The sequence below is a fragment of the Syntrophaceae bacterium genome, assembly GCA_013177825.1.
Lineage (GTDB): Bacteria > Desulfobacterota > Syntrophia > Syntrophales > PHBD01 > PHBD01.
This window is the reverse complement of sequence record JABLXX010000001.1, coordinates 60,815-82,248: the sequence shown is the minus strand read 5'-3', so window position 1 is coordinate 82,248 and position 21,434 is coordinate 60,815. Positions and strand designations below refer to the sequence as shown.

The following is a 21,434-nucleotide window of genomic DNA, read 5'->3' as shown; positions in this document are numbered from 1 at the left end:
GGGGCTTCCCCGGGATCCGCCCCGGGGGACAGGATGAAAGACATTTCGCGCCTGACCCTCCCGCAGGTGCTGGCGCGACAGTCGGCCCTGCTGGGCGGCCGGACGGCCATCCGTGAGAAGGCCTACGGCATCTGGCAGACCCACTCCTGGAACGACTACCTGTCGTGTGTCCGGAAGACGGCCCTGGGCCTGCAATCCCTGGGGCTCCGGCGCGGCGAGCCGGTCGCCCTCATCGTCAACAACTGTCCCGAATGGCTCTTCGGAGAGCTGGGATCCCAGGCCCTGGGGGCCGTCACCCTGAACCTCTTCACCTCCTCCGTCGCCGGCGAACTCCTGTTTTCCCTGAACCGGATCGGTGCCGCCTACGTCATCGTCCAGGACCAGGAGCAGGCGGACAAACTGCTGGAGCACCGCGACGATCTCTCCCATATCCGGAAGGTTATTTATGTCGATCCCACGGGGATGCGGTTCTATCGGGAGGATCCCTGGCTGATGAGCTACCGGGAGCTCCTTGACCTGGGCGAAGAAGCGGACCGGAGCGACCCGGAGCGCTTCGGCCGGGAGATCGCCCGGGGGAATCCCCGGGACACGGCCCTCATGATCCAGACCTCGGGAACCACGGGAGTCTCCAAGCTGGCCATGCTGAGCCACCGGGGCCTCACCGCCATGGGACGGAGCTGGACGGACCATCTCTCGCTCCGGCCCGGGGAAAACTGGATCTCCATCTCTCCCCCGGCCTGGATCGTCGACCAGATGTGGGGCGTCGGCGTGGCCCTGGTGAGCGGAATGACGATGAACTTTCCGGAGACCCCGGAGACGGTGACGGAAGACTTCCGGGAGATCGGCCCCTCCGTCCTGATCACCTCGTCCCGCTTCTGGGAGGATCTCGCCTCCCGGATCCGGGTCCGCATGTCCGATGCCGGCTGGATCAACCGTCTTCTTTTCCGGTGGGCCGAGGCGGCGGGCCGCCGGTCCGCCGAGCGGGGCCCGGGCAACGGCTCCCGCCCCTGGTCCGACCGGCTGGTGCAGAGCCTGGCGAAGCGGATCGTTTATGATCCGCTCCTGGATCGCATCGGCTGCTCCGGTTTCCGGTGCGTCCTCACGGGGGGGCATCCCATCAGCCCCGACGTGATCCGCTTCTTCCGCGCCGTCGGACTGAACCTGAAGCAGTGCTACGGCCTGACCGAGTCGGGCGGGATCTTCCAGGTCCAGCCGGACGACGAGGTGAAGCCCGAGACCGTGGGCCGGCCCCTGCCGGGGACGGACGTAAAAATCGCCGAGGACTCGGAGGTCCTGGTCCGGGCTGACGCCAACTTCGCCGGTTATTACAACGACTTCGCCGCTACGGAAGGGGCCTTCCAGGACGGCTGGCTCAAGACGGGCGACGCGGGCTACCTGGACGAGGACGGGCACTTGGTCATCATCGGCCGCAAGGAGGAGATCATCCGCAACAAGACCGGCGAGGCCTTCTCCCCCGACTTCATTGAAACCCGCCTGAAATTCAGTCCCTACATCAAGGAGGCGGTGATCTTCGGCGAGGGCAGGCCCTTCCTCACGGCCTTCGTCAACATCGACTTCGGCAATGTGGGCAACTGGGCGGAAGAGCGGATGATACCCTACACGACCTACCTCGACCTCTCCCAGCGGCCGGAAGTGGAAGGGCTGATCCTTTCCGAGTTGAAGGAGGTCAACGAGCGGCTGCCGGCGTTCATGCGGATCCGCAAGTTCATCCTCCTCTACAAGCTTCTCGACGCCGACGACGACGAGCTGACGCGCACGGGCAAGGTGCGGCGCCGCTTCGTCTACGGACTGTATCTCCGCCTCATCGAGGCCATGTACCGGAACGAGCAGGAAGTGGACGTGAAGACCCCCGTCCGCTATCGCGACGGCCGGGAAGGATGGATCGAGACGCGGGTCCGGGTCATCCCGGTGGATTGAACCAGAAAGGGTGTGTCATGGATTTCTTCCTTCATCTTCTCGTCAGCGGCCTGAGCATCGGCTTTCTCTACGGCCTGTCGGCCCTGGGCTTCGTCATGATCTTCAAGTCCTCGAGCGTGCTCAACTTCGCTCACGGGGAACTCCTGGCCATGGGGGCGTTTCTGTTCCTGGCCCTGGTGACATGGGCCGAGCTTCCCATTGCCCTGGCCTTCCTGCTGACGCTCGCAGGCTGTTTTTTCCTCGGCTTCGTCATCGAGCGGCTGTTCCTGCGGCCCCTCATCGGGGAGCCGCTCATCTTCGTCATCATGCTCACGGTGGGGCTGGCCTCCATGTTCAAGGGGCTGCTGCTGTTCATCTGGGGCGGGAACCTGCACACCTATCCCGACTTTCTCCCCGAGTGGATAGGGATCACCCTGGGCAACATCTCGGTGCCGCCGGTGTACACGGCCGTGCTGGCCGTGGGAACGGTCTTCCTGATCCTCTTCGGTCTCTTCTTCAAGTTCTCCTCCCAGGGAATCTACATGCGGTCCGTGGCGGACAACCAGCGGGCGGCCCTCTCCCTGGGCGTCCACGTGAAGCGGGTCTTCGCCCTCTCCTGGGCCATCGCCGCGCTGGTGGCGGGAATGAGCGGCATCGTCCTGGGCGTGATCAACGGCATCAACGTCCACGACCTGTCGGCCATCGGACTCAAGGTCTTCCCGGTGGTCATCCTGGGCGGGCTGGACTCCATCGGCGGGGCCATCCTGGGGGGCATCATCATCGGCCTCCTGGAGACCTTCACCGGGGGCTACCTCTCCCCTTCCCTCAAGGACGTGGTGCCCTACATCGCCCTGGTGGTCATCCTGATGGTGAAGCCCTACGGGCTCTTCGGGCTGAAAGAAATCGAGAGGGTCTGACATGGAAACGAGAAAATGGACCTTCCATCCCTGCGGGAACTACCGGGAACGGTACGACCAGGAACTGACGGTGTTCGAGACCGACTTCGGTCGCCTCTGGGCCGTTCTCGGGCTGGTTCTGCTCTTCGGGGCCGTCCCTTTCGCGTCCTCGCCCTACTTCATCCACATTCTCAACATGACGGGCATCGCCGCCGTCGCGGCCGTGGGCCTGAATATTCTCGTCGGCTACACGGGACAGATCTCCCTGGGACACGGAGCCTTTGTCGGCGTAGGAGCCTACGCGGCGGCCGTCCTCGCCACGCGGTGGAACGTCCCCTTCCTGGCGGCGGTCCCGGCGGCGGGCCTGGTCGCGGCGGCGGTCGGCATGGTCTTCGGGATCCCCTCGGGACGGTTGAAGGGTCTGTACCTGACCATCGCCACGCTGGCGGGCCAGTTCATCATCGAATACGTCCTCGTCCACTGGGAATCCGTCACCCAGGGAACCATGGGCATCACCGTCCCCCGGGCGGAGATCCTGGGATGGTCCATCGGCAGTGACCGGTCGTTCTTCTACGCCATCTACCTGGTCCTGGCCGGGATGATCTGGATGGCCGTGAACCTGATGCGGACCCGTTACGGCCGGGCGCTCGTGGCGATCCGCGACAATGACCGGGCCGCCGAAGGGATGGGCATCCCCGTGTTCCCCTACAAGCTCCTGGCCTTCGGGATCAGTTCCTTCTACGCAGGCGTGGCCGGGGCCCTGTGGGCCTACTACCTGGTCAGCATCACGGCGGAACCCTTCAACATGGGTCTCTCGGTGGAATACATCGCCATGGTGATCATCGGCGGTATGGGCAACATGGCCGGTGCCGTCTTCGGGGCGGTCTTCATCACGGGATTGAACGAGATCCTCCGGTTCGTCACGGAGGTGGTCATGAACATGGGCCTCCTGTCGGAATACGGCCTGAACATCGCCCCCCTGCGGGAGTTCACCTTCGGCCTGGCTATCGTCCTCTTCATCCTCCTGGAGCCCCGGGGACTGGCGGAGGTCTGGAGGATCGTCCGGTCGAGCTTCCGTCTCTGGCCGTTCTCGTACTGAGGAGTAAAGACCATGGACAATGAGGTTCTTCTGCAACTCAACAATATCTCGGTGGTCTATTCGGACGTGATCCAGGTCCTCAAGGGTGTCTCCCTGGCGGTGGAGAAGGGGCGGATCGTCTCCCTCCTGGGAAGCAACGGGGCCGGCAAGACCTCCACCCTCAAGGCCGTCTCGGGCCTCCTCAAGCCGGAAAACGGCAGGGTCACCGATGGTACGATTCTCTACGGCGGACAACCCGTCCAGAACGAATCGCCGGAGACAATCACTCGCAAGGGAATCATCCAGGTCCTGGAGGGACGGCAACCGTTCAAGTATCTGACGGTGGAAGAGAACCTCCGGGTGGGTACGGCCACCCGGCCGCCCGGTCCGTACAGGAAGGACCTGGACATGGTCTACGCCTACTTCCCGGCCCTGCTGAAGCGGCGGAAGAACCTGGCCGGCTACTGCAGCGGCGGTGAGCTGCAGATGATCGTCATCGGCCGGGCCCTGATGGCCCACCCGTCGCTACTCCTCCTGGACGAGCCCTCTCTGGGCCTCGCCCCCCTGGTCGTAAAGGAGATTTTCACCATCATCCGCCGCATCAATGAGGAGCAGGGCACCACGATCCTGCTGGTGGAGCAGAACGCCCGGATGGCCCTGTCCATCGCCCATTACGGCTACGTCATGGAAAACGGAAAGATCGTCATGGAGGGTCCGGCGGGAGAACTGGTGGAGAATCCGGACGTGAAGGAATTCTACCTGGGCATGGGGGCCGAGGGGATGGTGCGCTCCTATCGGGACGTGAAATCCTACAGGCGGCGGAAACGCTGGCTGTAACAGCCTTCAGTGCGGGCGTGGGAATCGGGTCCCGGGGCGAATCCGCATCCGGCGATGCAGGCAGGCCCGATTCTTCGTCCGTGCGTCAGGCGGCGCGGGATCCGGCAGCCAGAGACAGGCGGCGGCCGAGATGGGTTCCCAGGCGCTTTCCCAGAGCGGCCAGGGTCCAGATGAGCGGTGCTCCCATGGCCCGGGGCAGAACGCCGGCATCGCAGCAGTACAGATTCTGGATTCTGGTCTCAAGGCTGGCATCCACCACTTCGCCGATACGGCAGGAGGCCGAGGGGTGGGCGCCGATGGGGTTCAAGGCCAGGATGCTGTCTTCCCGGGCCCCGGCTTTCCTCAAAACCTTCCGGATCAGGTCCACCCCCTTGTCGAGGCGCTTGCGGTCAAGCAGGGTGATAGGCTTGGAGAAGGATCCGCCCGGATAGATCTCACCCTCCGTCTCGTCCTGCACCTTCACCATGATCCCCGTGTAATTCCTGAACTCCCGGAGCTTCGTGAAGTGCTGGAATCCCTTCGAGGCGATGAGCACGGCAAACTGCGACCAGTTGGGGAAAACCGGCAGGATGATGATGCCCTCGGACTCGTGGAGGTCGGTGGTTCCCACGGCCATGGGGTGGGCGCTGTACGTGCTCATCCCCGGGACGACGCCGCCGACGAACTGGAGCCAGTCGCAGCAGAATCCCTTGCCCGCTTCCCGGATGCCCGCCCGCCGGAGCAGGTGGACATCGGACATGCCCGCCGAGAGGACCACCGCTTTCCCCCGGTACCGGACGGCTCGCCCATGCCGCTTTCCCTCTACGCCGGCGGCCGAGCCGCCTTCGCAGATAACCCTGTCCACACGAGTGCCCATCTTCAGGTCCGCCCCGGAACGGACCGCATCATCCACCCAGGCCCGGGCTGTCCACTTGGCGCCTCGGCGGCAGCCCAGCATGCAGTCGCTGCAGCCCTCGACGCACGTTTCGGGATCGATGAATTTTTCCATCTTCCGCCAGGGAAGACCGGTGGATGCCGCGGCGTCCATGAGGCGGAAATTCGCCTCGCCGATCAAACGGTCCGGAAGCTCGGCGATGCCCAGTTCCCTGCGGACCTCCCCGGCTTCGATGGACAGGTCGATTCCAAACCCGGACAAGACCGACAACGGCGGAGGCATGGCACATCCGGCGGAAAGATTGGAGGCGCCGCCCAGGGAATCGGCGAACGTGACAAGGTTCATCTCCCTGCTGCGGGTCAGGCCGCACCTTTCAAGAACCCGCATGACCGTCAGGGTGTTCCCCATCCGGTTCACCCGTCCCCCCCGCTCCAGCAGGAGCACCCGGCCGCCCTGCGCCGCCACGCTCCGGGCGACGGCGGCCCCGGATACGCCTGAACCGACGACGATGACGTCGTACTCCTCACGCTGTCCGGATGCCGGTTTCACGAATCGATCTCCCCGACGTTGTGCATTCCCATATCCATATCCGGCACCGATCCTTCCGTCTTCATCCGCTCGCGGACCCAGTCCATGTCCAGAGGCAGGGGCTTTTCCGGATCCCGGTAGAGCGAAAGAGCTCCTTCCGGGCAATGCTCGACGCAAAGTTCACAGCCCATGCAGGCCGCCCGATCATATGAACGGACGCCGTGCTGCAGGTTCATCGCCCCGAACGGGCAAATGCCTGCACAGGCCCCGCAGCTCCGGCAGAGATCCCGGTTTTCACGAACCGAATAGCCGGAGCAGGCGCTCTGGGAAAGGGAGCCCCCGAACTTCCGGACCCTTCGGGACGCCTCCAGGCTCACACAGCAGTCGGGACAGCAGCTGCAGATCACGCCCGTCGTGCCCCCGGTAGCAACCTTGAAGAACGCCTGGGTGACATGCCCCCTCTTCCGGAAATCGCGGATCAGGGCCAGAGCCTCTTCCTGCGTGATCCGCCGCGGGTTGTACCTTCCGCAGTGGTCGAGCCAGAAGCCGGCGACGTCCCTGCCGACGGCGATGCAGCAGTTGACGGGTGCGCAATCTTTCCCGCCCCCCCTTGCCGCCCGGCAGGGGCAGTCCATGACAGCGATGAAATCTGGCTCCCGGAAGAGAATCCCCGTGGCATGGGCATAGGGAATGATCTGCCGGTTTCCCGGACCCGCAAGTCTGATGTCCTCCCGGAGGGTGAGAATCTTGACCGCTTCCGAGGAAGACAGGACTTTTGCATGATAGCGGCCGAAAGCGGCCTGAAACAGCATCGCCGACGGCCGGAACCACCTCGGGGCGGCGGTCGCCAGCCTGGTCATCGCCAGGCTCAGGCGGACGTATGGGTGATACCTTGTAAAATACAGGTAGTGGTGCAGGGCGCGATCGATTCGCCAGCCATGCTTCCGGATCATGGTCCGGGTGGACGCTTTCATGCAGAATCTGTCCCCCGTCTCCTTTGCCATCAAATTCGAAGGAGACTATCGCCTATCCTGCACTGTGTCAAGCAGCCAGGACCGCCGAATGTCCATCCAACCATTTCTCAGCTCTTGACAACGACCGTCGAATGACTAAATTACACCGGTTAAATTCCAACGCATCCTTTTCGGCCCATGGATCGGATCCCGCCGGGGACGGCAGGACGCCGGGAGAGCCGGAACAACCCGAATTCAATGCGCAGGCAGGCCCTTCGGAATGCCTGCCTGCAAAGCGAAAATTACAAAATAACAGGAGGTGTCCGAATATGAAGGTCAGACCGTTGCATGATCGAGTCCTGGTACAGCGCGTGGAGAGTGACGCGAAAACGGCGGGTGGAATCATCATTCCCGATACGGCCAAGGAGAAACCCCAGGAGGGCAAGGTGGTGGCCGTCGGTCCGGGGCGCCTTGACAAATCGGGCAAACGGATTGTCCCGGAGGTAAAGAAAGGGAATCGGATCCTGTTCGGCCGCTACGGAGGAACCGAAGTCAAGATCGACGGGGAGGAGTACCTCATCATGGGCGAGGAAGACATCCTCGGGATCATCGAATAAGGACGGGAGGAAAGAACGGACATGGCAGCAAAAGAGATCAAATACAACGTAAAGGCCCGGGAGCGGATCATGAAGGGCGTCGACACCCTGGCCAACGCAGTGAAGGTGACCCTGGGACCGAAGGGACGCAATGTCCTCATTTCCAAGACCTGGGGCGCCCCGACCGTCACGAAGGACGGCGTCACCGTCGCCCGGGAGATCGAACTGGACAACAAGTTCGAAAACATGGGCGCCCAGATGGTCAAGGAAGTCTCCACCCGCACATCGGATACCGCCGGCGACGGCACCACGACGGCGACCATCCTTGCCCAGGCCATCTACCGGGAAGGCTCCAAGCTCGTGGCCGCCGGGATGAATCCCATGGCCCTGAAGAGGGGCATCGACAAAGGCGTCCAGATCGTAACGGAAGAGTTGAAAAAAATCTCCAAGACCGTGAAGGACAAGAAGGAAATCACCCAGGTCGGCATGATCTCCGCGAATAACGACATCACCATCGGCTCGATCATCTCGGATGCCATGGACAAGGTCGGCAAGGAAGGGGTCATCACCGTCGAGGATGCCAAGGGCATGGAAACAACCCTGGACGTGGTGGAAGGCATGCAGTTCGACCGGGGCTACATCTCCCCCTATTTCGTAACGGATCCGGAAAAAATGAACATCGTCCTGGAGGATCCTTACATCCTGATCAATGAAAAGAAGATCAGCACCATGAAGGACATGATTCCGATCCTGGAGGCCGTCGCCCGGACAGGCCGGCCGCTCCTCATCCTGGCCGAGGACCTGGAGGGAGAGGCGCTGGCGACGCTCGTGGTCAACAAGATCCGCGGCACTCTCAAGGTTGCCGCCGTCAAGGCCCCCGGATTCGGCGACCGCCGCAAGGCCATGCTGGAGGATATCGCAATCCTCACGGGCGGGCAGGTGGTTTCCGACGATATCGGCGTAAAGCTGGAAACGGTGACCTTGAAAGAGCTGGGAACCTGCAAGAAGATTGAGATCGACAAGGACAACACCACTCTCGTAGACGGCGGCGGCACCAGCAAGGCCATCCAGGAACGCGTGAAGATGATCCGGGGCCAGATGGAGGTCACCACGTCGGATTACGACCGCGAAAAGCTCCAGGAGCGTCTTGCCAAACTGGTGGGCGGCGTGGCCCTCATCAAGGTCGGAGCGGCGACGGAGATCGAGATGAAGGAAAAGAAAGCCCGCGTTGAGGACGCCCTGAACGCCACGCGCGCAGCCGTCGAGGAGGGAGTCGTTCCCGGCGGCGGGGTGGCGTTCCTGCGCTGCCTGCCCGCCCTGGAAAAGGCAAAGGTGCCCGATGACGAAATGTACGGCGTGAAGATCATCATGCGCGCCATCGAGGAACCCCTCCGCCAGATTGCCGCGAACGCCGGATTTGAAGGCTCCGTCGTGGTGGAGAAGGTCAAGGGAAAGAAGGGCGACTACGGCTTCAACGCCGACACGGGCGAGTACGTGGCCATGTTCGGCGCAGGAATCATCGATCCCACCAAGGTCGCCCGCCTGGCTCTCCAGAACGCCGCCTCCGTATCGGCCCTGATGCTGACCACCGAGGCCATGGTGGCGGAGGCGCCCGCGAAGAAGGGGGCCGGCATGCCCCAGATGCCCGGCGGCGGCATGCCCCCCGGCATGGGCGGCATGGGCGGCATGGGCATGGATGACATGGACTACTGATCCATTCCGGAACGAAAACCGGCAGGAAGCCCCCTCCCCAAGGAGGGGGCTTCTTTTATCATTCCGGAGCATAACGTTGCCGGGGGGAACAAACCGTTTGCCATCCGCGCATCGATCCCTTATCATGATGCACAATCTTGAGCAGTCCGGCGGAAGCGCAAATCAGACCAAGGATCGCGGCCGGACAGGGATTTCGCCCTTATAATGACCGTGACGAAAACAGGCAGCCGATTCCGAACATTCCTCCCCCTTCTCCTGGCGCTCCTTCTCTGGATGCTGCCTGCCGCAGTCCATTCCGCACCGTCTTTTCCCGCACACAGCGGAGCCGTCAACGATTTCGCCAACGTCATTCCCACCGAATACAAAAACCGGATGGAGAATCTCTCCCGGGAAGTCCTTGAGAAGACAGGAGCCTCCGTGGTCGTGGCCGTCCTGCCCGCCCTTGGCGAGGAAGACCTGAACGATTACGCGAATGGGCTCTATTCGGCCTGGGGCATCGGGAAAAAGGGACAGGGCAAGGGCGTCCTGATCCTGCTGGCGGTGAAGGAGCGAAAGCTCCGGATCGAGACGGGTTACGGCGTCGAGGGAATCCTCCCGGACGGGCTGACCGGCGAGATCATGGACAAGTACATGCTCCCGCATCTTCGCCAGGGTGATTACGGGATGGGTCTTTACAACGGCATGTTTGCCGTCTCGACGGTAATCGCCAGGGACGCCGGGATTCAACTGACCGGCAGCCCCGGGAAGACAGCTTCCCGACGGGCCTCGCCTTCCGTCCGGAAGAGCATGTCCCCCCTGACGGTGGTCCTGCTCATCGCGGTGGTGGCCGTACTGCTGCTCACCCCCCAGGGACGGGCGCTCCTGCCATGGATCCTGTTCCTCCTGCTGAGCGGCAGCGGCCGGGGCGGTGGAGGATTTGGCGGATTCGGCGGCGGCGGATTCGGCGGATTCGGCGGGGGATCGAGCGGCGGGGGCGGAGCCAGCCGGGGCTTCTAGCCGGCGCCAGAGGATAAGGATCGGCAGGGAGGTGCCATGATGGGGAAAATTCCGCAGCGGCCGGAAGATATATTCGAGGCCTTCCGGGACGACATGAAACAGGCCTTTGGCGACGATCTGCAGGGGATCATCCTCTATGGGAGCGGCGCCCGCGGCGAATATGTCGCCGGCCGGTCGGATCTCAACTTTCTGGTGATTCTCACCGACAGCGGCGTCAACAATCTGGACCGAGCCTTCAGGATTGTATCCGGCTGGCGGAAGCGAAAGGTGGCGATTCCCCTGTTCATGACCAGGTCCCTGATCCTGCACTCCCTCGACAGTTACCCCGTCGAGTTTCTCAATATGCAGCTTCATTACGTTCCCGTTTACGGAGAAGATGTTCTCAAGGGCCTGGCCTTCGACCGCTCAAACCTGCGCCTCCAGCTCGAACGGGATCTGAAGGGAAAGCTGCTCCTCCTGAGGACGGGCTTTCTGGAAACGGAGGGCAAGGACAAGCCCATCGGCAGGCTGATCGCCGTCTCTATGACAGCTTTTCTTTCCCTGTTCACGGCCCTGCTGTACCTCAAGGGAATAGCCGCGCCCAGGGACCGGAGGCAACTGATCCGGGAGACGGCCGCCGTCACCGGATTGGATGGAAGCGTTTTCGAAAAATGCCAGGACATCCGGGAAGGACTCCGAACCCCCAGGAGTGCGGAGACTCTTGCACTCTTCAAGTCTTACTTGCGGGAAGTCGGAAATCTTTGCGATTTTGTAGATCAAATGGAATAGATCAATAAAGGAGGCTGGTCATGTCGAAAGGAAAGATCGCGTTTTTTGTCGTCATCGGGGTGCTCGTCATCCTGGCCATGGGGCTGTATGGCTTCTTCAAGGGGAATTACAACCGGTTCGTAACCCTCGATGAGGGGGTCAAGTCATCCTGGGCACAGGTGGAAAACCAGTTGCAGCGCCGATACGACCTCATCCCGAACCTGGTGGAGACGGTGAAGGGCTTCGCCGCCCAGGAAAAGAGCGTGCTGGTGGAGGTGACCAACGCACGGGCCAGGGTCGGCGGTGCCGGATCGATCCCCGACAAGATCAACGCCAACAACGAGCTGTCGGGCGCCTTGAGCCGCCTCCTGGTCGTCGTGGAGAAGTATCCGGACCTGAAATCGAACCAGAACTTCCTGAAGTTGCAGGATGAGCTCGCGGGAACGGAAAACCGCATCGCCGTCGAGCGCAAACGTTACAACGACGCCGTTCGGGTATACAACGTGGCCATCCGGAGTTTTCCGGCAAACCTGCTGGCAGGGATGTTCGGATTCAACGCGGCCACGTTCTTTCAGGTGCCGGAGGCAGCGAAAGCGGCGCCGCAGGTGAAGTTCTGACGGGTTGTTGAATACTCGTGATGCGGACCGTTGCATAAATCCGCACGCGAGTCTCCCGAATCCTGAGATCCGAAACAAGAAGGGGACAGATCTGAATCTGTCCCCTTCTTGTTTTCCGAAGCGGCAATGATTGAGGACAGCTTGAGCGGACGGCCCGATTGAAACGGCCGTAAGCCAGACGCGACCAGGGGCATCGGAGGGCATTCCGCGGCCCTTTATGCGTTGCGGATGATGCTTCACCGCACGCGATCCGGCAGACCGACGATCCGGAAACGGAACATGGATTCCGTCCCGCTCTTCCCCTTTTTGCCGGCATTGCCTTCCGTCCGGACGGATACGGAAAAAAAAAACCGGGGGCGCGGTGGGTTCCCACCGGCCCCCGGAAATTTTTAACGTCCTCCGCCAACCGCCCCGCGTGCCACGGGGTGCCTGCCGCCTACCGTTTCTTATGCCGGTTGGCCTTGAGGCGTTTCCTGTACTTGTGCTTGCTGATTTTCCTTCTTCGTTTTTTGACGACGCTGCCCATCTTGACCCCTGGTTTTCCTTGATAAAATGATTGCTTCCCGTCAACGCGGGGGCACCCTATAGCATGCCGGTTTCCGGGAAGCAACGACTTTTTCCGTTTTCGCCTCTTTTTTCTGTTCCGACCGCACCGGAGCAGGTGCTCAGCCGGGAAAGCCCAGGCCGCAGAAAGCCCGGACGTTTTCCATCTTCTCCGGGAGATCGTAGCTGCGCTGGACCTCCACCCGGTTCGTCTCCGGTGTCCCTCCCGCGCAGATGGCACTGGCCATAAGGTAGCCGCTGAATCGCGAGGCAGTCAGATCCTGGATGAAATAGAGGAGCTTCATCCTGTCTTCTGTAGAAAATTTTGCGCTCCCGCGCAGGTACTTGTCGATCCAGGGGCGTGTCACCTCATTCCGGTAGTCCGCCTCCACGGGCATCGTTGTGACGATGCCCCCGGCGATCTCCTGGAGGGTCCCAAGGAATTCGATGAATTTCAACCGGGTATGATAGAGGCCGGCATTGGAAATGCCCGTGTCCGGGACGGGGATGCCGCTCGGGTGCTCCGTCGCCTTGGCCAGGGATCCGAGGACGCACCCCCAGCCGATCTCCGAGGCGATCATCATGTCGGTGATCTTGTTGCGGATGTGGCCGGCCCGCTCCGTGCCGTTCATCCGGGCCGCCAGGGCCGCCGCCCCGGCCAGGATGTCGATGCGGGCGGACGTGCAGGCCCCCTTGGCGATACGGACGTAGGGCGAGAAGTAGCCGATGAAGTTTTCCGTGAATTCCCACTCACCGCACAGAAACACCCGTTCCCACGGAATGAACACGTCGTCGAAGACCGACAGGCACTCGACGAAGCCGATCCGTGTGCTGACGGGGGACTCCATTTCCCGCGGCTCCCGGGGACCCGGGGCCGGCCGGGTAATGAAGGTTAGCCCCTTTGCATCGATGGGAGTCACGAAGGACACGGCGTAGTCCCGGTCTTCCTCCCCCAGGGCCCGGCAGGGAGAAACGAACATGAAGTGGGTCAGCGGTGCGTTGGACGTGTGTGTCTTCGCGCCCCGCACCACGATTCCCTCCCTGTTGCGGGACACCACCCGCAGGTGGAGATCCGGGTCGGCCTGGCGGGAGGGCGGAAGGGACCGGTCGCCCTTGGGATCCATGACCCCCATGCAATAGCGGAAGTCTTTCCGCTGGATCTCCTCGAAAAAGGCTCGGAGATTGGCATGATAATTCGTCCCCCGGGCCCGGTCGACGTCCCAGGTGGTGGCCCACATCACGGAAAGCCCGATGCCCATGCACATGGAACAGAAGTGACGGCTGTTGTTCCGCTTGATCACTTCCACCAGTTTCCTCACTTCGCCGGTTCCCAGGCGCAGGTGCGTCCAGAAACTCACCTTTTCCTCGATGAAGGGCGACCAGGCCGCGAAGTCCTTTTCGAATGCCGGATCCCCCGGCCAGTCGTACTGGGTGCAGGTCTCCCGCAGGCTGATGGAGAACCAGGGACTGTCGGCCACGTTCTCCACCCGCTCTCCGCCGATATAGATACAAGGATGCTGGGCCCGCAGGCTGTCAAGGTACTGCCGGGACGTCATGATGCCCATGCTTCTTCCTCCTCCTTGCAATGGAATCCGTTCCCGCAACGGGGCGATGGATGCTCTTCCTTCCGGAGAGCCTCCTGCTACTTGGCGATCATGCCGCCGTCGTTGACGACGATGTGGCCCGTCATGTAGGCGGAGGCGTCGGACGCCAGGAAGACGACCAAGCCCTTCATGTCGTCCGCGTCCCCGATTCTTCTCAGGGGAATGCCCTGGATGATCATGTCGTGAGCGTCCTTGAACTCGGGCTTCTCGATGTAGGCCATCATGTCCGAGCGGAAGAAGCCCGGAGCAATGGCATTGACGCGGATCTTGTAGGGAGCCAGCTTCACCGCCAGGTTCATCGTAAGGACGTTGATGGCCGCTTTCGTGGAATTGTAGGGTACTGCAGGATGGGCCAACTCTTCCGATCCGCGGAAACCCATAACGGACGAGATGTTGATGATGTTTCCGCCCCCCTGCTCCTTCATGATCCGGGCGACCTTCTGGGTCAGGATCCAGACGCCCCGGACATTCACGCTGAAGAGCTGGTCCCAGCGCTCCAGGGGAAAATCGAGGGTCGGCGCGCCCCAGGTGGCCCCGGCATTGTTTACGAGAATGTCGATCCGGCCGAAGCGCTCCTTGACCGCCTGGACCATCTTCTCGACCTCTTCCTCCTTTGCCACGTCACAGGCAATGGGAACGACTTTCTTACCCGTCTCCTTCTCCAATTCCGAAGCCGTCGCTTCCAGGTTCTTCATCTTCCGCGAGGTGATGACCACATCCGCCCCGGCCTCGGCCAGGCCCGTGGCGATGAATTTCCCGATACCGCGCCCGCCGCCCGTCACCAAGGCGACCTTGCCGTCCAGCTTGAACAGATCGAATGTCTTCATAGGAACCTCCGTTGCTGCGCATGATGGCGAATCCGTAGCAGAGATGGCTCCGTTTTTCCACGAAAAGCTGGCGGACGCCGGGGCCGGCGGCCCCTTGCCCCCGTTCGGTGGGGGGAATCTCCGGCCAACGGTTGCGGGACCTTCGATTTTCAGGTTGACGGAAGGCCGGAAGATAGTTTAGTAATTCCATGCATACGAGAAAAGGAACCGTGATGTCCACTGCCTTCCGATCATTCCTTTCCCCCTCGGCAATTCCCGAAGGCATGGGGATGTCGCTTCAGCATTCCAGGGCATCTCATACGGAGGTATTGTCCAGCGGCGAGAATGTCCAGCCGCAGCCGATCCAGCAGGTCATGAACGAGGTCAGGCCGGGAACTGAAAACACCATCTCCCCGGGCCGGTATATCCGGAAGGGCTTCCCCGGCACGTGCACAGCGCCGGCAGAAGGAAACCCGGCCGGCTTTCCGGCTGGCGGACCGGTTCTGGCACCGGTGTTGTTTGCAAGAATGGAATAAAGCCCTGAAACTCAAATTCGAGGAGGAAGCGATGAAGAAATTATTATGCGGCATCGTCGTTTTGCTCGTCCTGGCTGCAGCCTCGCCGGGACTGGCAGAGGTTCGTCCCGGCACTTTTTCCGTCACTCCATTTATCGGAGGCTACGTCTTTGACAATTCACAGCATCTGAAGAATGCACCCGTTTACGGCGTTCGGTTCGGCTATGACCTGGCGCGTTACTTCGGCGTGGAAGCCACCCTCGACTATGTCCGCAGCGAATTCTCGGCGCCCTGGGACATTACCAAGAGTGACCTGTACAACTGGACGGCGGCCAGAAGCGACAAGGCCGATGTCTTCAACTACCGGCTGGAAGGCCTATTCTATCTCCTGCCGCAGTACAAGGTGGTCCCCTACCTGGCGGCCGGCATCGGCGGCCAGTCGATCAACTACCCGGGTGTCGTGGAAAACAGGAGCAAATTCCTGGTTGATGTGGGCGCCGGCGTGAAGTGGTTCATTACCGAGCGGCTGGCCCTGCGGGGTGACGTCCGCTTCCCGTATGTCTTCGACAACTCCAAGAAGAACCTGGAATACACCCTGGGACTGAGCTTCCTCTTCGGCGGCGAGAAGCCTGCGCCCCCTCCCCCTCCGCCCCCGGTTGAGCCGAAGGTCGAAGTGGCTCCTCCGCCTCCTCCACCGCCTCCGCCGGAACCGGTCAAGGAGATGAAGGAAGAAGCCAAGGCGGAACAGACGGCGACCGAAAAGGAAATGCTGGAAAAAGGAAGGGCCACGATCAACGTGCAGTTCGATACGAACAAGGCGATCGTGAAGAAAAAGTATCATGACGAAATCGCCAAGTTCGCCGACGTGATCAACCGTCATCCGGAGATCAAGGTCGTCATCGAGGGCCACACCGACAACGTCGGCGGCAAGGCCTTCAACCAGCGGCTGTCGGAGAAGAGGGCCAAGTCGGTCGTGAAATACATGGTGGACAAGTTCAAGGTGGACAAGGATCGCCTCTCCGCCAAGGGATACGGCCTGACGCAGCCCATCGCGGACAACAAGACCAAGGAAGGCCGGCAGAAAAACCGCCGCGTGGACGCAGTGGTTGAGTATATCATCCAGAAGTAGATTTCCCGCAGAGCCGCCCTTCCGGCCCGCCGGCGGGGCGGCTCCTGAAAACTCTCGAGAATAGGAGAATCCCATGAGAAAGGCATGGCAGCTGGCTGCCGTCGCGGTTCTGTGTTTGTTCCTGGTCTCTCCCGCCTCCGCCGCGGAAAAGATCTATGTAAACGGCATCGACGCCAATTTCCCGCCCTTCGCCTATGTGGACAAGAAAGGCGTTCCCGATGGCTTCGACATCAAGGCCCTCGACTGGATCGCCAAGGACCAGGGCTTCAAGGTCAAGCACCAGCCCCAGGACTGGGACAGCATCGTCCCCAGCCTCCTGGCCAAAAAGATCGATATCGTCGCCTCCGGGATGAGCATCACCGACGCCCGGAAAAAACAGGTCAATTTCTCGATTCCCTACTGGAAAATCCAGCAGGTCCTCGTGGCCAGGAAGGATGCCCGTCTGACGGTGGAGCAGGTCCTGGCCGCCGGCAGCAAGATTGGCGTCCAGCGCGGCACGACGGAGGCCAAGTGGATCGATGAGAATCTTATCAAGAAAAAAGGCCTGAAATTCCAGCTCGTTCAGTACGACTCGGCGCCGCTGGCCATCGAAGACGTGCTCAACGGCCGCATCGCCGCCGCCGCCATGGATGATGCACCCGCCAAGGACGCCATCAGCAAGAAAAAGGCCGTCAAAATCCTGGGGACCTTCGGCATGCCCGACGAGCAGTTCGGTTACGCCCTCCGCAAGGAGGACACGGTTTTTCTGGGCAAGATCAATGCAGGATTGAAAAAGCTCATGAAGACCCCCTATTGGAAGGAACTGGTCAAGACCTACATCGACAAGAAATAGCCCCCGGGAACTTCCCCGGGATATTCCGTTCACCCTCCCCCGTCCCGTCGACGGGGGAGGGTTCGTTTGTCAACGAGGGGCCTGCCCGGCCCGAACCACGGATCGTCAATGCCTGAACCGCTTCTTGCCGTCCTGGACGCCCTGCCCTATCTTCTGGAAGGATCCTTCGTCACACTGGTAGTCGTCCTGGGAGCCATGGCGTTCGGATTCTGCCTGGCCGTCCCCCTTGCGGTGGCGCAGGTATATGGCCCCCGCCGGCTGCAGCCGCTGGTCGCCCTGTACGTCTGGTTCTTCCGCGGGATCCCGCTCCTTGTCTTCCTGTTCCTGTTCTACTTCGGCCTCTGCACGGCCCTGGACATCAACCTTTCCGCCTTCACGGTGGCGGTGGTCGTCCTGGGTCTCATCAGCGCGGCCTACCAGTCGCAGATCTTCCGGGGCGCCATCCTGTCCCTGCCGGAGGGACAATTGAAGGCGGCCCGGGCCCTCGGGATGAGCGATGCGAAGGGGATCCTGTTCATTATCCTCCCCCAGGCCCTGCGGCTGTCCATTCCCGGCTGGTCGAACGAGTATTCCATCATCCTCAAGGACTCGGCTGTAACCTATGCCCTGGGCGTGACGGAGATCATGGCCCGGACCCATTTTGTAGCCACCCGGACCTACCAGCACATGCCCCTCTATGCCGCAGCGGGGGTCATTTTTCTCGTCCTTACCTGGCTGGGGATCCGGGGACTGAGGTTCCTGGAACAGAAGGTCCGCATTCCCGGCTACTCCCATCACGAGTTCTGAACCATGGAAGAACCCATTCTGAAGGTCGAAGGCATCAAGAAGCGATACGGGAAAAAGGAAATCCTGCGCGGAACCTCCCTGTCCATCCGCCGCGCGGAGCTGAAGATTCTCATCGGCCCGTCCGGAGCGGGAAAGAGCACGCTCCTCCAGTGCATCAATTTCCTGGTCCGCCCGGATGCGGGCCGGGTCTGGCTGGAGGGGCGAGAGATCAAGCATGCCCATGGCAGGGAACTCCACCACTACCGCCAGCAGGTGGGCATGATTTTCCAGGACTTCAACCTCTTCGACCATCTCACGGCGCTCCGGAATGTGGAGATCGCCCTCGTCAAGGTCCGGCGGATGAGCCGCAGCGAGGCCCGTGACCGTGCCATGGCCGAACTGGAGCGGGTCGGCCTCGGGGACCATGTGCAGAAATACCCGGCCCAGCTTTCCGGAGGTCAGAAGCAGCGTGTTTCCATCGCCCGGGCGCTGGCCATGGACCCCAAGGTGATGCTCTTGGACGAGCCGACCTCGGCGCTGGATCCGGAACTGATCGGAGAGGTTCTGGCAGTGATCCGGAGCCTGGGGGAACACGGCATGACGATGATCATGGCGACCCACCAGATCGCTTTTGCCCAGGCCCTGGCGGACGAAATCGTCTTCATGGAGGACGGCCTCATCGTCGAAGCGGGCCCGCCGGAGAAGATCTTCGGGTGCGCGGAAAACGAGCGGACCCGGGAGTTCTGCTCGAAAGTAATGGAACTATATACGGACAACCGGTGAAATACCTGTTCTGTCCCCTCCGCTTGATAACGCTCAGGGGCGCGGGGGGTGTCACGGGGTTTGCCGTCGTCGCGGACGCTTTTCCGCCAGGCTGTTGAAAAACGCCCATCTGCTGCGTTTCCCTCATCCTTCGCCATTCGACGTACCGAAAAGGGTACGACTCATGGCTCAGGATTTCGGGGGCCTTGCATCCGGACATTTTTGAACAGCCCACTAAATGCTTCCGGCAGGGACGTCCTGAATGCTCCTCTGGAAACCCCAGACCGCGCCCAGCGGATGCAGGAGAGGGTGTCCCGAGTGCGAATAGCGGCTTTTTCGGGGCACCCTGCCGTCACAGCGCAGCGCCCGCAAAGTCATCTGTCTGAGCGCCGCAGGCGCGAGTTATGACTTTGCAGCGGAGCGAGACGCTGCAGGGTCGAAAAAACGCTTCTGAGCGCGAGGGACACCCTCGAACAGTACGACCGAAAGAGAATCGTCATGGAAGAGTGGCTCTACATACAGAATGAGGCGGCACCGGCCCTGCTCCGGGGGTTCTGGGTGAGCATCCAGCTCATCGTCCCCTCCGCAACCCTGGGGCTCCTGCTGGGCATCCTCGTAGGGACCCTGCGGGTCTTCGGCAACCGCGCCGTCTCCTCCACGGCGAATCTCTACGTCACCATATTCCGGGGCATCCCCCTGATCGTCCAGCTCTTCGTCTGGTATTTCGGCCTTCCCTACTGGAACGTCTACCTGACGCCCTTCACCGCGGCAATCCTGGGATTCACTCTCTGCAGCGCCGCCTATCACTCCGAGTACATCCGGGGAGCGCTCCTGTCCATCAAGCGTGGACAGATGCTGGCGGCCCACTCCCTGGGCTTCACCCGGACGCAGACGATCTTCTCGGTGATCCTGCCCCAGGCCATGCGCCGCGCCCTTCCCGGCTGCGGGAACGAGATCATCTACCTGATCAAGTATTCCTCCCTGGCCTACATGATCACCTGCATCGAGCTGACGGGAGAAGGGAAGATCCTCGCCTCCGACTCCTTCAAGTTCACCGAGGTGTTTCTCCTGGTCGGCGCCTGCTACCTCGTGATGACGACCCTGGCGACGCTCCTTCTCCAGGCGCTGGAGGCCCGCCTCCGGCTCCCGGGCTTCGAGCACCGGAGCTTCTGAGGACGCCATGGCATCGAACTTCCGCCCCCTCGAACCGGAAACCGTCGCCCGCATCCGGGAAGCCGTCGCACCCGCCTTGGTGCTCGAAGACCCCGTAAAGAAAGAGCCTTTCGGCAGGGACGGGACCGTCGAGGCCTTTGCCATGCCGGAGCTTGTCGTCGAGGCGACGGCCGCCGACCAGGTCTGTGCGCTCCTCAAGCTCGCCAACGAGCTCCGTTTCCCCGTCACGCCACGGGGACTCGGAACGGGCCTGGCGGGAGGCGCCGTTCCGATTCACGGCGGCGTACTCCTGTCCCTGGCGAAGATGAACCGGATCCTGACCATCGACCGGGATAACTTTTTGGCGGTGGTCGAACCGGGCGTTCTGAACAAGGACCTCAAGGACGCCGCCCGGGAGGCGGGCCTGTACTACCCTCCCGATCCCGCCAGCTTTGATACCTGCTCCATCGGGGGAAACGCCGCCACGAACGCCGGAGGCCCTTCCTGCGTGAAGTACGGCGTCACCCGGGAATACATCCTGGGCCTCGAGGCGGTTCTGCCCACGGGGGAACTGCTCCGCACGGGCGTCCGGACCCGCAAGGGTGTCGTTGGCTATGACCTGACCCGCCTCCTGGTCGGCTCCGAGGGAACCCTGGGAGTCATCACACAGCTCATCCTCAAACTGATCCCGCATCCCCCGGCGATCACGACGCTGGTGGCCCTCTGCCCAAGCCTCTCCAGCGCCATGGAAGCCATCCGGGCGGTCCTGTGCGCGGGTTACGTCCCCTGCGTTGTGGAGTTCCTGGACCGGCACTGCCTCGACCTTGTCGGGGACCTTCTGCCTTTCGACGGTGTGCGGGACGCCGGCGCGTTCCTTCTAATCGAGACGGACGGCGCTCCGGAAATCATCGCCCGGGAGATCGAGGCGATCGGGGAAATCTGCCTGGGATCGGGGGCGGACCAGGTGCTGCTCGCCCCGGACGCACGGCGTCGGGAGCGCATGTGGGATGTCCGCAAGTCCGTGTCCCTCCGGATCGAGGAGCGCTACCTCCTGGATGTCCACGAGGACATCGTGGTCCCCATCCGCTGCATCGCCGATTTTGTGCGAAAGCTACCCCCCCTGGAGGCGGCCTACGGCATGAAGATCTATACCTTCGGCCACGCTGGGGACGGGAATCTGCACCTCAGCATGACGGCGGAGACCCTGGAGGCCCGGGAGCGCATCGACCGGGGGATCGAGGAGATTCTGAAGCTTGTGCTGGACATGGGCGGAACGATTTCCGGGGAGCACGGCATCGGCATGATGAAGAGCAAATACCTGTCCCTGGAGCTGTCCCCCGAGAGCATCCGCCTGCAGCGGCGCATCAAGGCGCTCTTCGATCCGCAGGGCATCCTGAATCCGGGAAAAGTCTTCTCTCCCCTGCCCTGAGGATTTGCGCGCCGGCGACGAGTGATGCAGGGCAGGGCGCAACCGTGACGCCTCCCGCACCATATCATAACGAACATCCGCGGGGGTGCGGCCGGGGATTTCCAGAGGGAGCATCAAGGAAATGTTTCCGCAACCGACGGAAGCC

The 21,434-nt window shown here is 62.0% G+C and carries 20 protein-coding genes; 15 read left to right on the top strand and 5 right to left on the bottom strand.

Translation table 11 applies throughout. From position 1 onward, the window contains the following. The first annotated feature begins 33 nt into the window (after positions 1 to 33). Genes HPY65_00395 through HPY65_00380 form a run of 4 tightly spaced genes read left to right on the top strand, consistent with a single transcriptional unit; the run spans position 34 to position 4,728 of the window. Positions 34 to 1,938, top strand: coding sequence for an AMP-binding protein (locus HPY65_00395; GenBank protein ID NPU82919.1), 1,905 nt, complete (start codon positions 34 to 36; stop codon positions 1,936 to 1,938). Between the two features lie 17 nt (positions 1,939 to 1,955). Beyond that, positions 1,956 to 2,834, top strand: coding sequence for a branched-chain amino acid ABC transporter permease (locus HPY65_00390; GenBank protein ID NPU82918.1), 879 nt, complete (start codon positions 1,956 to 1,958; stop codon positions 2,832 to 2,834). Position 2,835: 1 nt separating this feature from the next. Further along, positions 2,836 to 3,912 (top strand): branched-chain amino acid ABC transporter permease, encoded by a 1,077-nt coding sequence (locus HPY65_00385; GenBank protein ID NPU82917.1) that lies wholly within the window; start codon positions 2,836 to 2,838, stop codon positions 3,910 to 3,912. Positions 3,913 to 3,924: 12 nt separating this feature from the next. Then, entirely contained in the window at positions 3,925 to 4,728 is an 804-nt protein-coding gene (locus tag HPY65_00380) for an ABC transporter ATP-binding protein (protein ID NPU82916.1), read from the top strand. Positions 4,729 to 4,813: 85 nt separating this feature from the next. On the opposite strand, the gene HPY65_00375 is transcribed toward HPY65_00380, so the two are convergent. After that, entirely contained in the window at positions 4,814 to 6,151 is a 1,338-nt protein-coding gene (locus HPY65_00375) for a GMC family oxidoreductase (GenBank protein NPU82915.1), read from the bottom strand. After that, positions 6,148 to 7,104, bottom strand: a complete 957-nt coding sequence (locus tag HPY65_00370) for a 4Fe-4S binding protein (protein NPU82914.1) — start codon at positions 7,102 to 7,104, stop codon at positions 6,148 to 6,150. Before HPY65_00370 ends, HPY65_00375 begins: the two co-directional genes overlap by 4 nt. A gap of 308 nt (positions 7,105 to 7,412) precedes the next feature. Here HPY65_00370 and groES point away from each other — a divergent pair, with 308 nt between their 5' ends. From groES to HPY65_00345, 5 genes are all read left to right on the top strand, one after another. After that, the gene (gene groES, locus HPY65_00365) at positions 7,413 to 7,700 is read left to right on the top strand and encodes a co-chaperone GroES (GenBank protein ID NPU82913.1); all 288 of its coding nucleotides are present in this window, start codon (positions 7,413 to 7,415) and stop codon (positions 7,698 to 7,700) included. 21 nt (positions 7,701 to 7,721) lie between these two features. Then, entirely contained in the window at positions 7,722 to 9,392 is a 1,671-nt protein-coding gene (gene groL, locus HPY65_00360) for a chaperonin GroEL (GenBank protein ID NPU82912.1), read from the top strand. 204 nt (positions 9,393 to 9,596) lie between these two features. Beyond that, the gene (locus HPY65_00355) at positions 9,597 to 10,388 is read left to right on the top strand and encodes a TPM domain-containing protein (protein NPU82911.1); all 792 of its coding nucleotides are present in this window, start codon (positions 9,597 to 9,599) and stop codon (positions 10,386 to 10,388) included. A gap of 36 nt (positions 10,389 to 10,424) precedes the next feature. Beyond that, positions 10,425 to 11,156 (top strand): hypothetical protein, encoded by a 732-nt coding sequence (locus HPY65_00350; GenBank protein ID NPU82910.1) that lies wholly within the window; start codon positions 10,425 to 10,427, stop codon positions 11,154 to 11,156. Positions 11,157 to 11,176: 20 nt separating this feature from the next. Beyond that, on the top strand, positions 11,177 to 11,752 hold the full coding sequence (locus HPY65_00345) for a LemA family protein (protein NPU82909.1): 576 nt from the start codon (positions 11,177 to 11,179) through the stop codon (positions 11,750 to 11,752). A gap of 436 nt (positions 11,753 to 12,188) precedes the next feature. Here HPY65_00345 and HPY65_00340 read toward each other — a convergent pair whose 3' ends face one another. The 3 genes from HPY65_00340 to HPY65_00330 form a co-directional block, all read right to left on the bottom strand. After that, complete coding sequence (locus HPY65_00340; protein ID NPU82908.1) at positions 12,189 to 12,278, bottom strand: AURKAIP1/COX24 domain-containing protein; 90 nt, start codon at positions 12,276 to 12,278, stop codon at positions 12,189 to 12,191. 139 nt (positions 12,279 to 12,417) lie between these two features. Next, positions 12,418 to 13,860: a hypothetical protein gene (locus tag HPY65_00335; GenBank protein ID NPU82907.1), complete on the bottom strand. Its 1,443-nt coding sequence runs from the start codon at positions 13,858 to 13,860 to the stop codon at positions 12,418 to 12,420. A 77-nt stretch (positions 13,861 to 13,937) separates the two neighbouring features. After that, positions 13,938 to 14,726: a glucose 1-dehydrogenase gene (locus tag HPY65_00330; protein NPU82906.1), complete on the bottom strand. Its 789-nt coding sequence runs from the start codon at positions 14,724 to 14,726 to the stop codon at positions 13,938 to 13,940. A gap of 546 nt (positions 14,727 to 15,272) precedes the next feature. Between HPY65_00330 and HPY65_00325 the strand changes: the two genes are divergently transcribed. From HPY65_00325 to HPY65_00300, 6 genes are all read left to right on the top strand, one after another. After that, a complete protein-coding gene (locus HPY65_00325; protein ID NPU82905.1) occupies positions 15,273 to 16,349 on the top strand; it encodes an OmpA family protein in 1,077 nt (358 codons plus the stop codon). Between the two features lie 73 nt (positions 16,350 to 16,422). Next, entirely contained in the window at positions 16,423 to 17,181 is a 759-nt protein-coding gene (locus HPY65_00320) for an amino acid ABC transporter substrate-binding protein (protein ID NPU82904.1), read from the top strand. Between the two features lie 108 nt (positions 17,182 to 17,289). Further along, the gene (locus HPY65_00315) at positions 17,290 to 17,967 is read left to right on the top strand and encodes an amino acid ABC transporter permease (protein NPU82903.1); all 678 of its coding nucleotides are present in this window, start codon (positions 17,290 to 17,292) and stop codon (positions 17,965 to 17,967) included. A 3-nt stretch (positions 17,968 to 17,970) separates the two neighbouring features. Then, the gene (locus HPY65_00310) at positions 17,971 to 18,729 is read left to right on the top strand and encodes an amino acid ABC transporter ATP-binding protein (GenBank protein ID NPU82902.1); all 759 of its coding nucleotides are present in this window, start codon (positions 17,971 to 17,973) and stop codon (positions 18,727 to 18,729) included. 477 nt (positions 18,730 to 19,206) lie between these two features. Then, positions 19,207 to 19,881 (top strand): amino acid ABC transporter permease, encoded by a 675-nt coding sequence (locus HPY65_00305; protein NPU82901.1) that lies wholly within the window; start codon positions 19,207 to 19,209, stop codon positions 19,879 to 19,881. Between the two features lie 7 nt (positions 19,882 to 19,888). Beyond that, complete coding sequence (locus HPY65_00300; GenBank protein ID NPU82900.1) at positions 19,889 to 21,289, top strand: FAD-binding protein; 1,401 nt, start codon at positions 19,889 to 19,891, stop codon at positions 21,287 to 21,289. The last annotated feature ends 145 nt before the right edge of the window (positions 21,290 to 21,434 follow it).

What these genes read in the sequence shown, in the direction of transcription:
- HPY65_00395 (NPU82919.1), top strand. Translation starts at nt 34, where the DNA reads ATGAAAGACATTTCGCGCCTGACCCTCCCGCAGGTGCTGGCGCGACAG.
- HPY65_00390 (NPU82918.1), top strand. Translation starts at nt 1,956, where the DNA reads ATGGATTTCTTCCTTCATCTTCTCGTCAGCGGCCTGAGCATCGGCTTT.
- HPY65_00385 (NPU82917.1), top strand. Translation starts at nt 2,836, where the DNA reads ATGGAAACGAGAAAATGGACCTTCCATCCCTGCGGGAACTACCGGGAA.
- HPY65_00380 (NPU82916.1), top strand. Translation starts at nt 3,925, where the DNA reads ATGGACAATGAGGTTCTTCTGCAACTCAACAATATCTCGGTGGTCTAT.
- HPY65_00370 (NPU82914.1), bottom strand. Translation starts at nt 7,104, where the DNA reads ATGAAAGCGTCCACCCGGACCATGATCCGGAAGCATGGCTGGCGAATC.
- groES (NPU82913.1), top strand. Translation starts at nt 7,413, where the DNA reads ATGAAGGTCAGACCGTTGCATGATCGAGTCCTGGTACAGCGCGTGGAG.
- groL (NPU82912.1), top strand. Translation starts at nt 7,722, where the DNA reads ATGGCAGCAAAAGAGATCAAATACAACGTAAAGGCCCGGGAGCGGATC.
- HPY65_00355 (NPU82911.1), top strand. Translation starts at nt 9,597, where the DNA reads ATGACCGTGACGAAAACAGGCAGCCGATTCCGAACATTCCTCCCCCTT.
- HPY65_00350 (NPU82910.1), top strand. Translation starts at nt 10,425, where the DNA reads ATGATGGGGAAAATTCCGCAGCGGCCGGAAGATATATTCGAGGCCTTC.
- HPY65_00345 (NPU82909.1), top strand. Translation starts at nt 11,177, where the DNA reads ATGTCGAAAGGAAAGATCGCGTTTTTTGTCGTCATCGGGGTGCTCGTC.
- HPY65_00340 (NPU82908.1), bottom strand. Translation starts at nt 12,278, where the DNA reads ATGGGCAGCGTCGTCAAAAAACGAAGAAGGAAAATCAGCAAGCACAAG.
- HPY65_00335 (NPU82907.1), bottom strand. Translation starts at nt 13,860, where the DNA reads ATGGGCATCATGACGTCCCGGCAGTACCTTGACAGCCTGCGGGCCCAG.
- HPY65_00330 (NPU82906.1), bottom strand. Translation starts at nt 14,726, where the DNA reads ATGAAGACATTCGATCTGTTCAAGCTGGACGGCAAGGTCGCCTTGGTG.
- HPY65_00325 (NPU82905.1), top strand. Translation starts at nt 15,273, where the DNA reads ATGAAGAAATTATTATGCGGCATCGTCGTTTTGCTCGTCCTGGCTGCA.
- HPY65_00320 (NPU82904.1), top strand. Translation starts at nt 16,423, where the DNA reads ATGAGAAAGGCATGGCAGCTGGCTGCCGTCGCGGTTCTGTGTTTGTTC.
- HPY65_00315 (NPU82903.1), top strand. Translation starts at nt 17,290, where the DNA reads ATGCCTGAACCGCTTCTTGCCGTCCTGGACGCCCTGCCCTATCTTCTG.
- HPY65_00310 (NPU82902.1), top strand. Translation starts at nt 17,971, where the DNA reads ATGGAAGAACCCATTCTGAAGGTCGAAGGCATCAAGAAGCGATACGGG.
- HPY65_00305 (NPU82901.1), top strand. Translation starts at nt 19,207, where the DNA reads ATGGAAGAGTGGCTCTACATACAGAATGAGGCGGCACCGGCCCTGCTC.
- HPY65_00300 (NPU82900.1), top strand. Translation starts at nt 19,889, where the DNA reads ATGGCATCGAACTTCCGCCCCCTCGAACCGGAAACCGTCGCCCGCATC.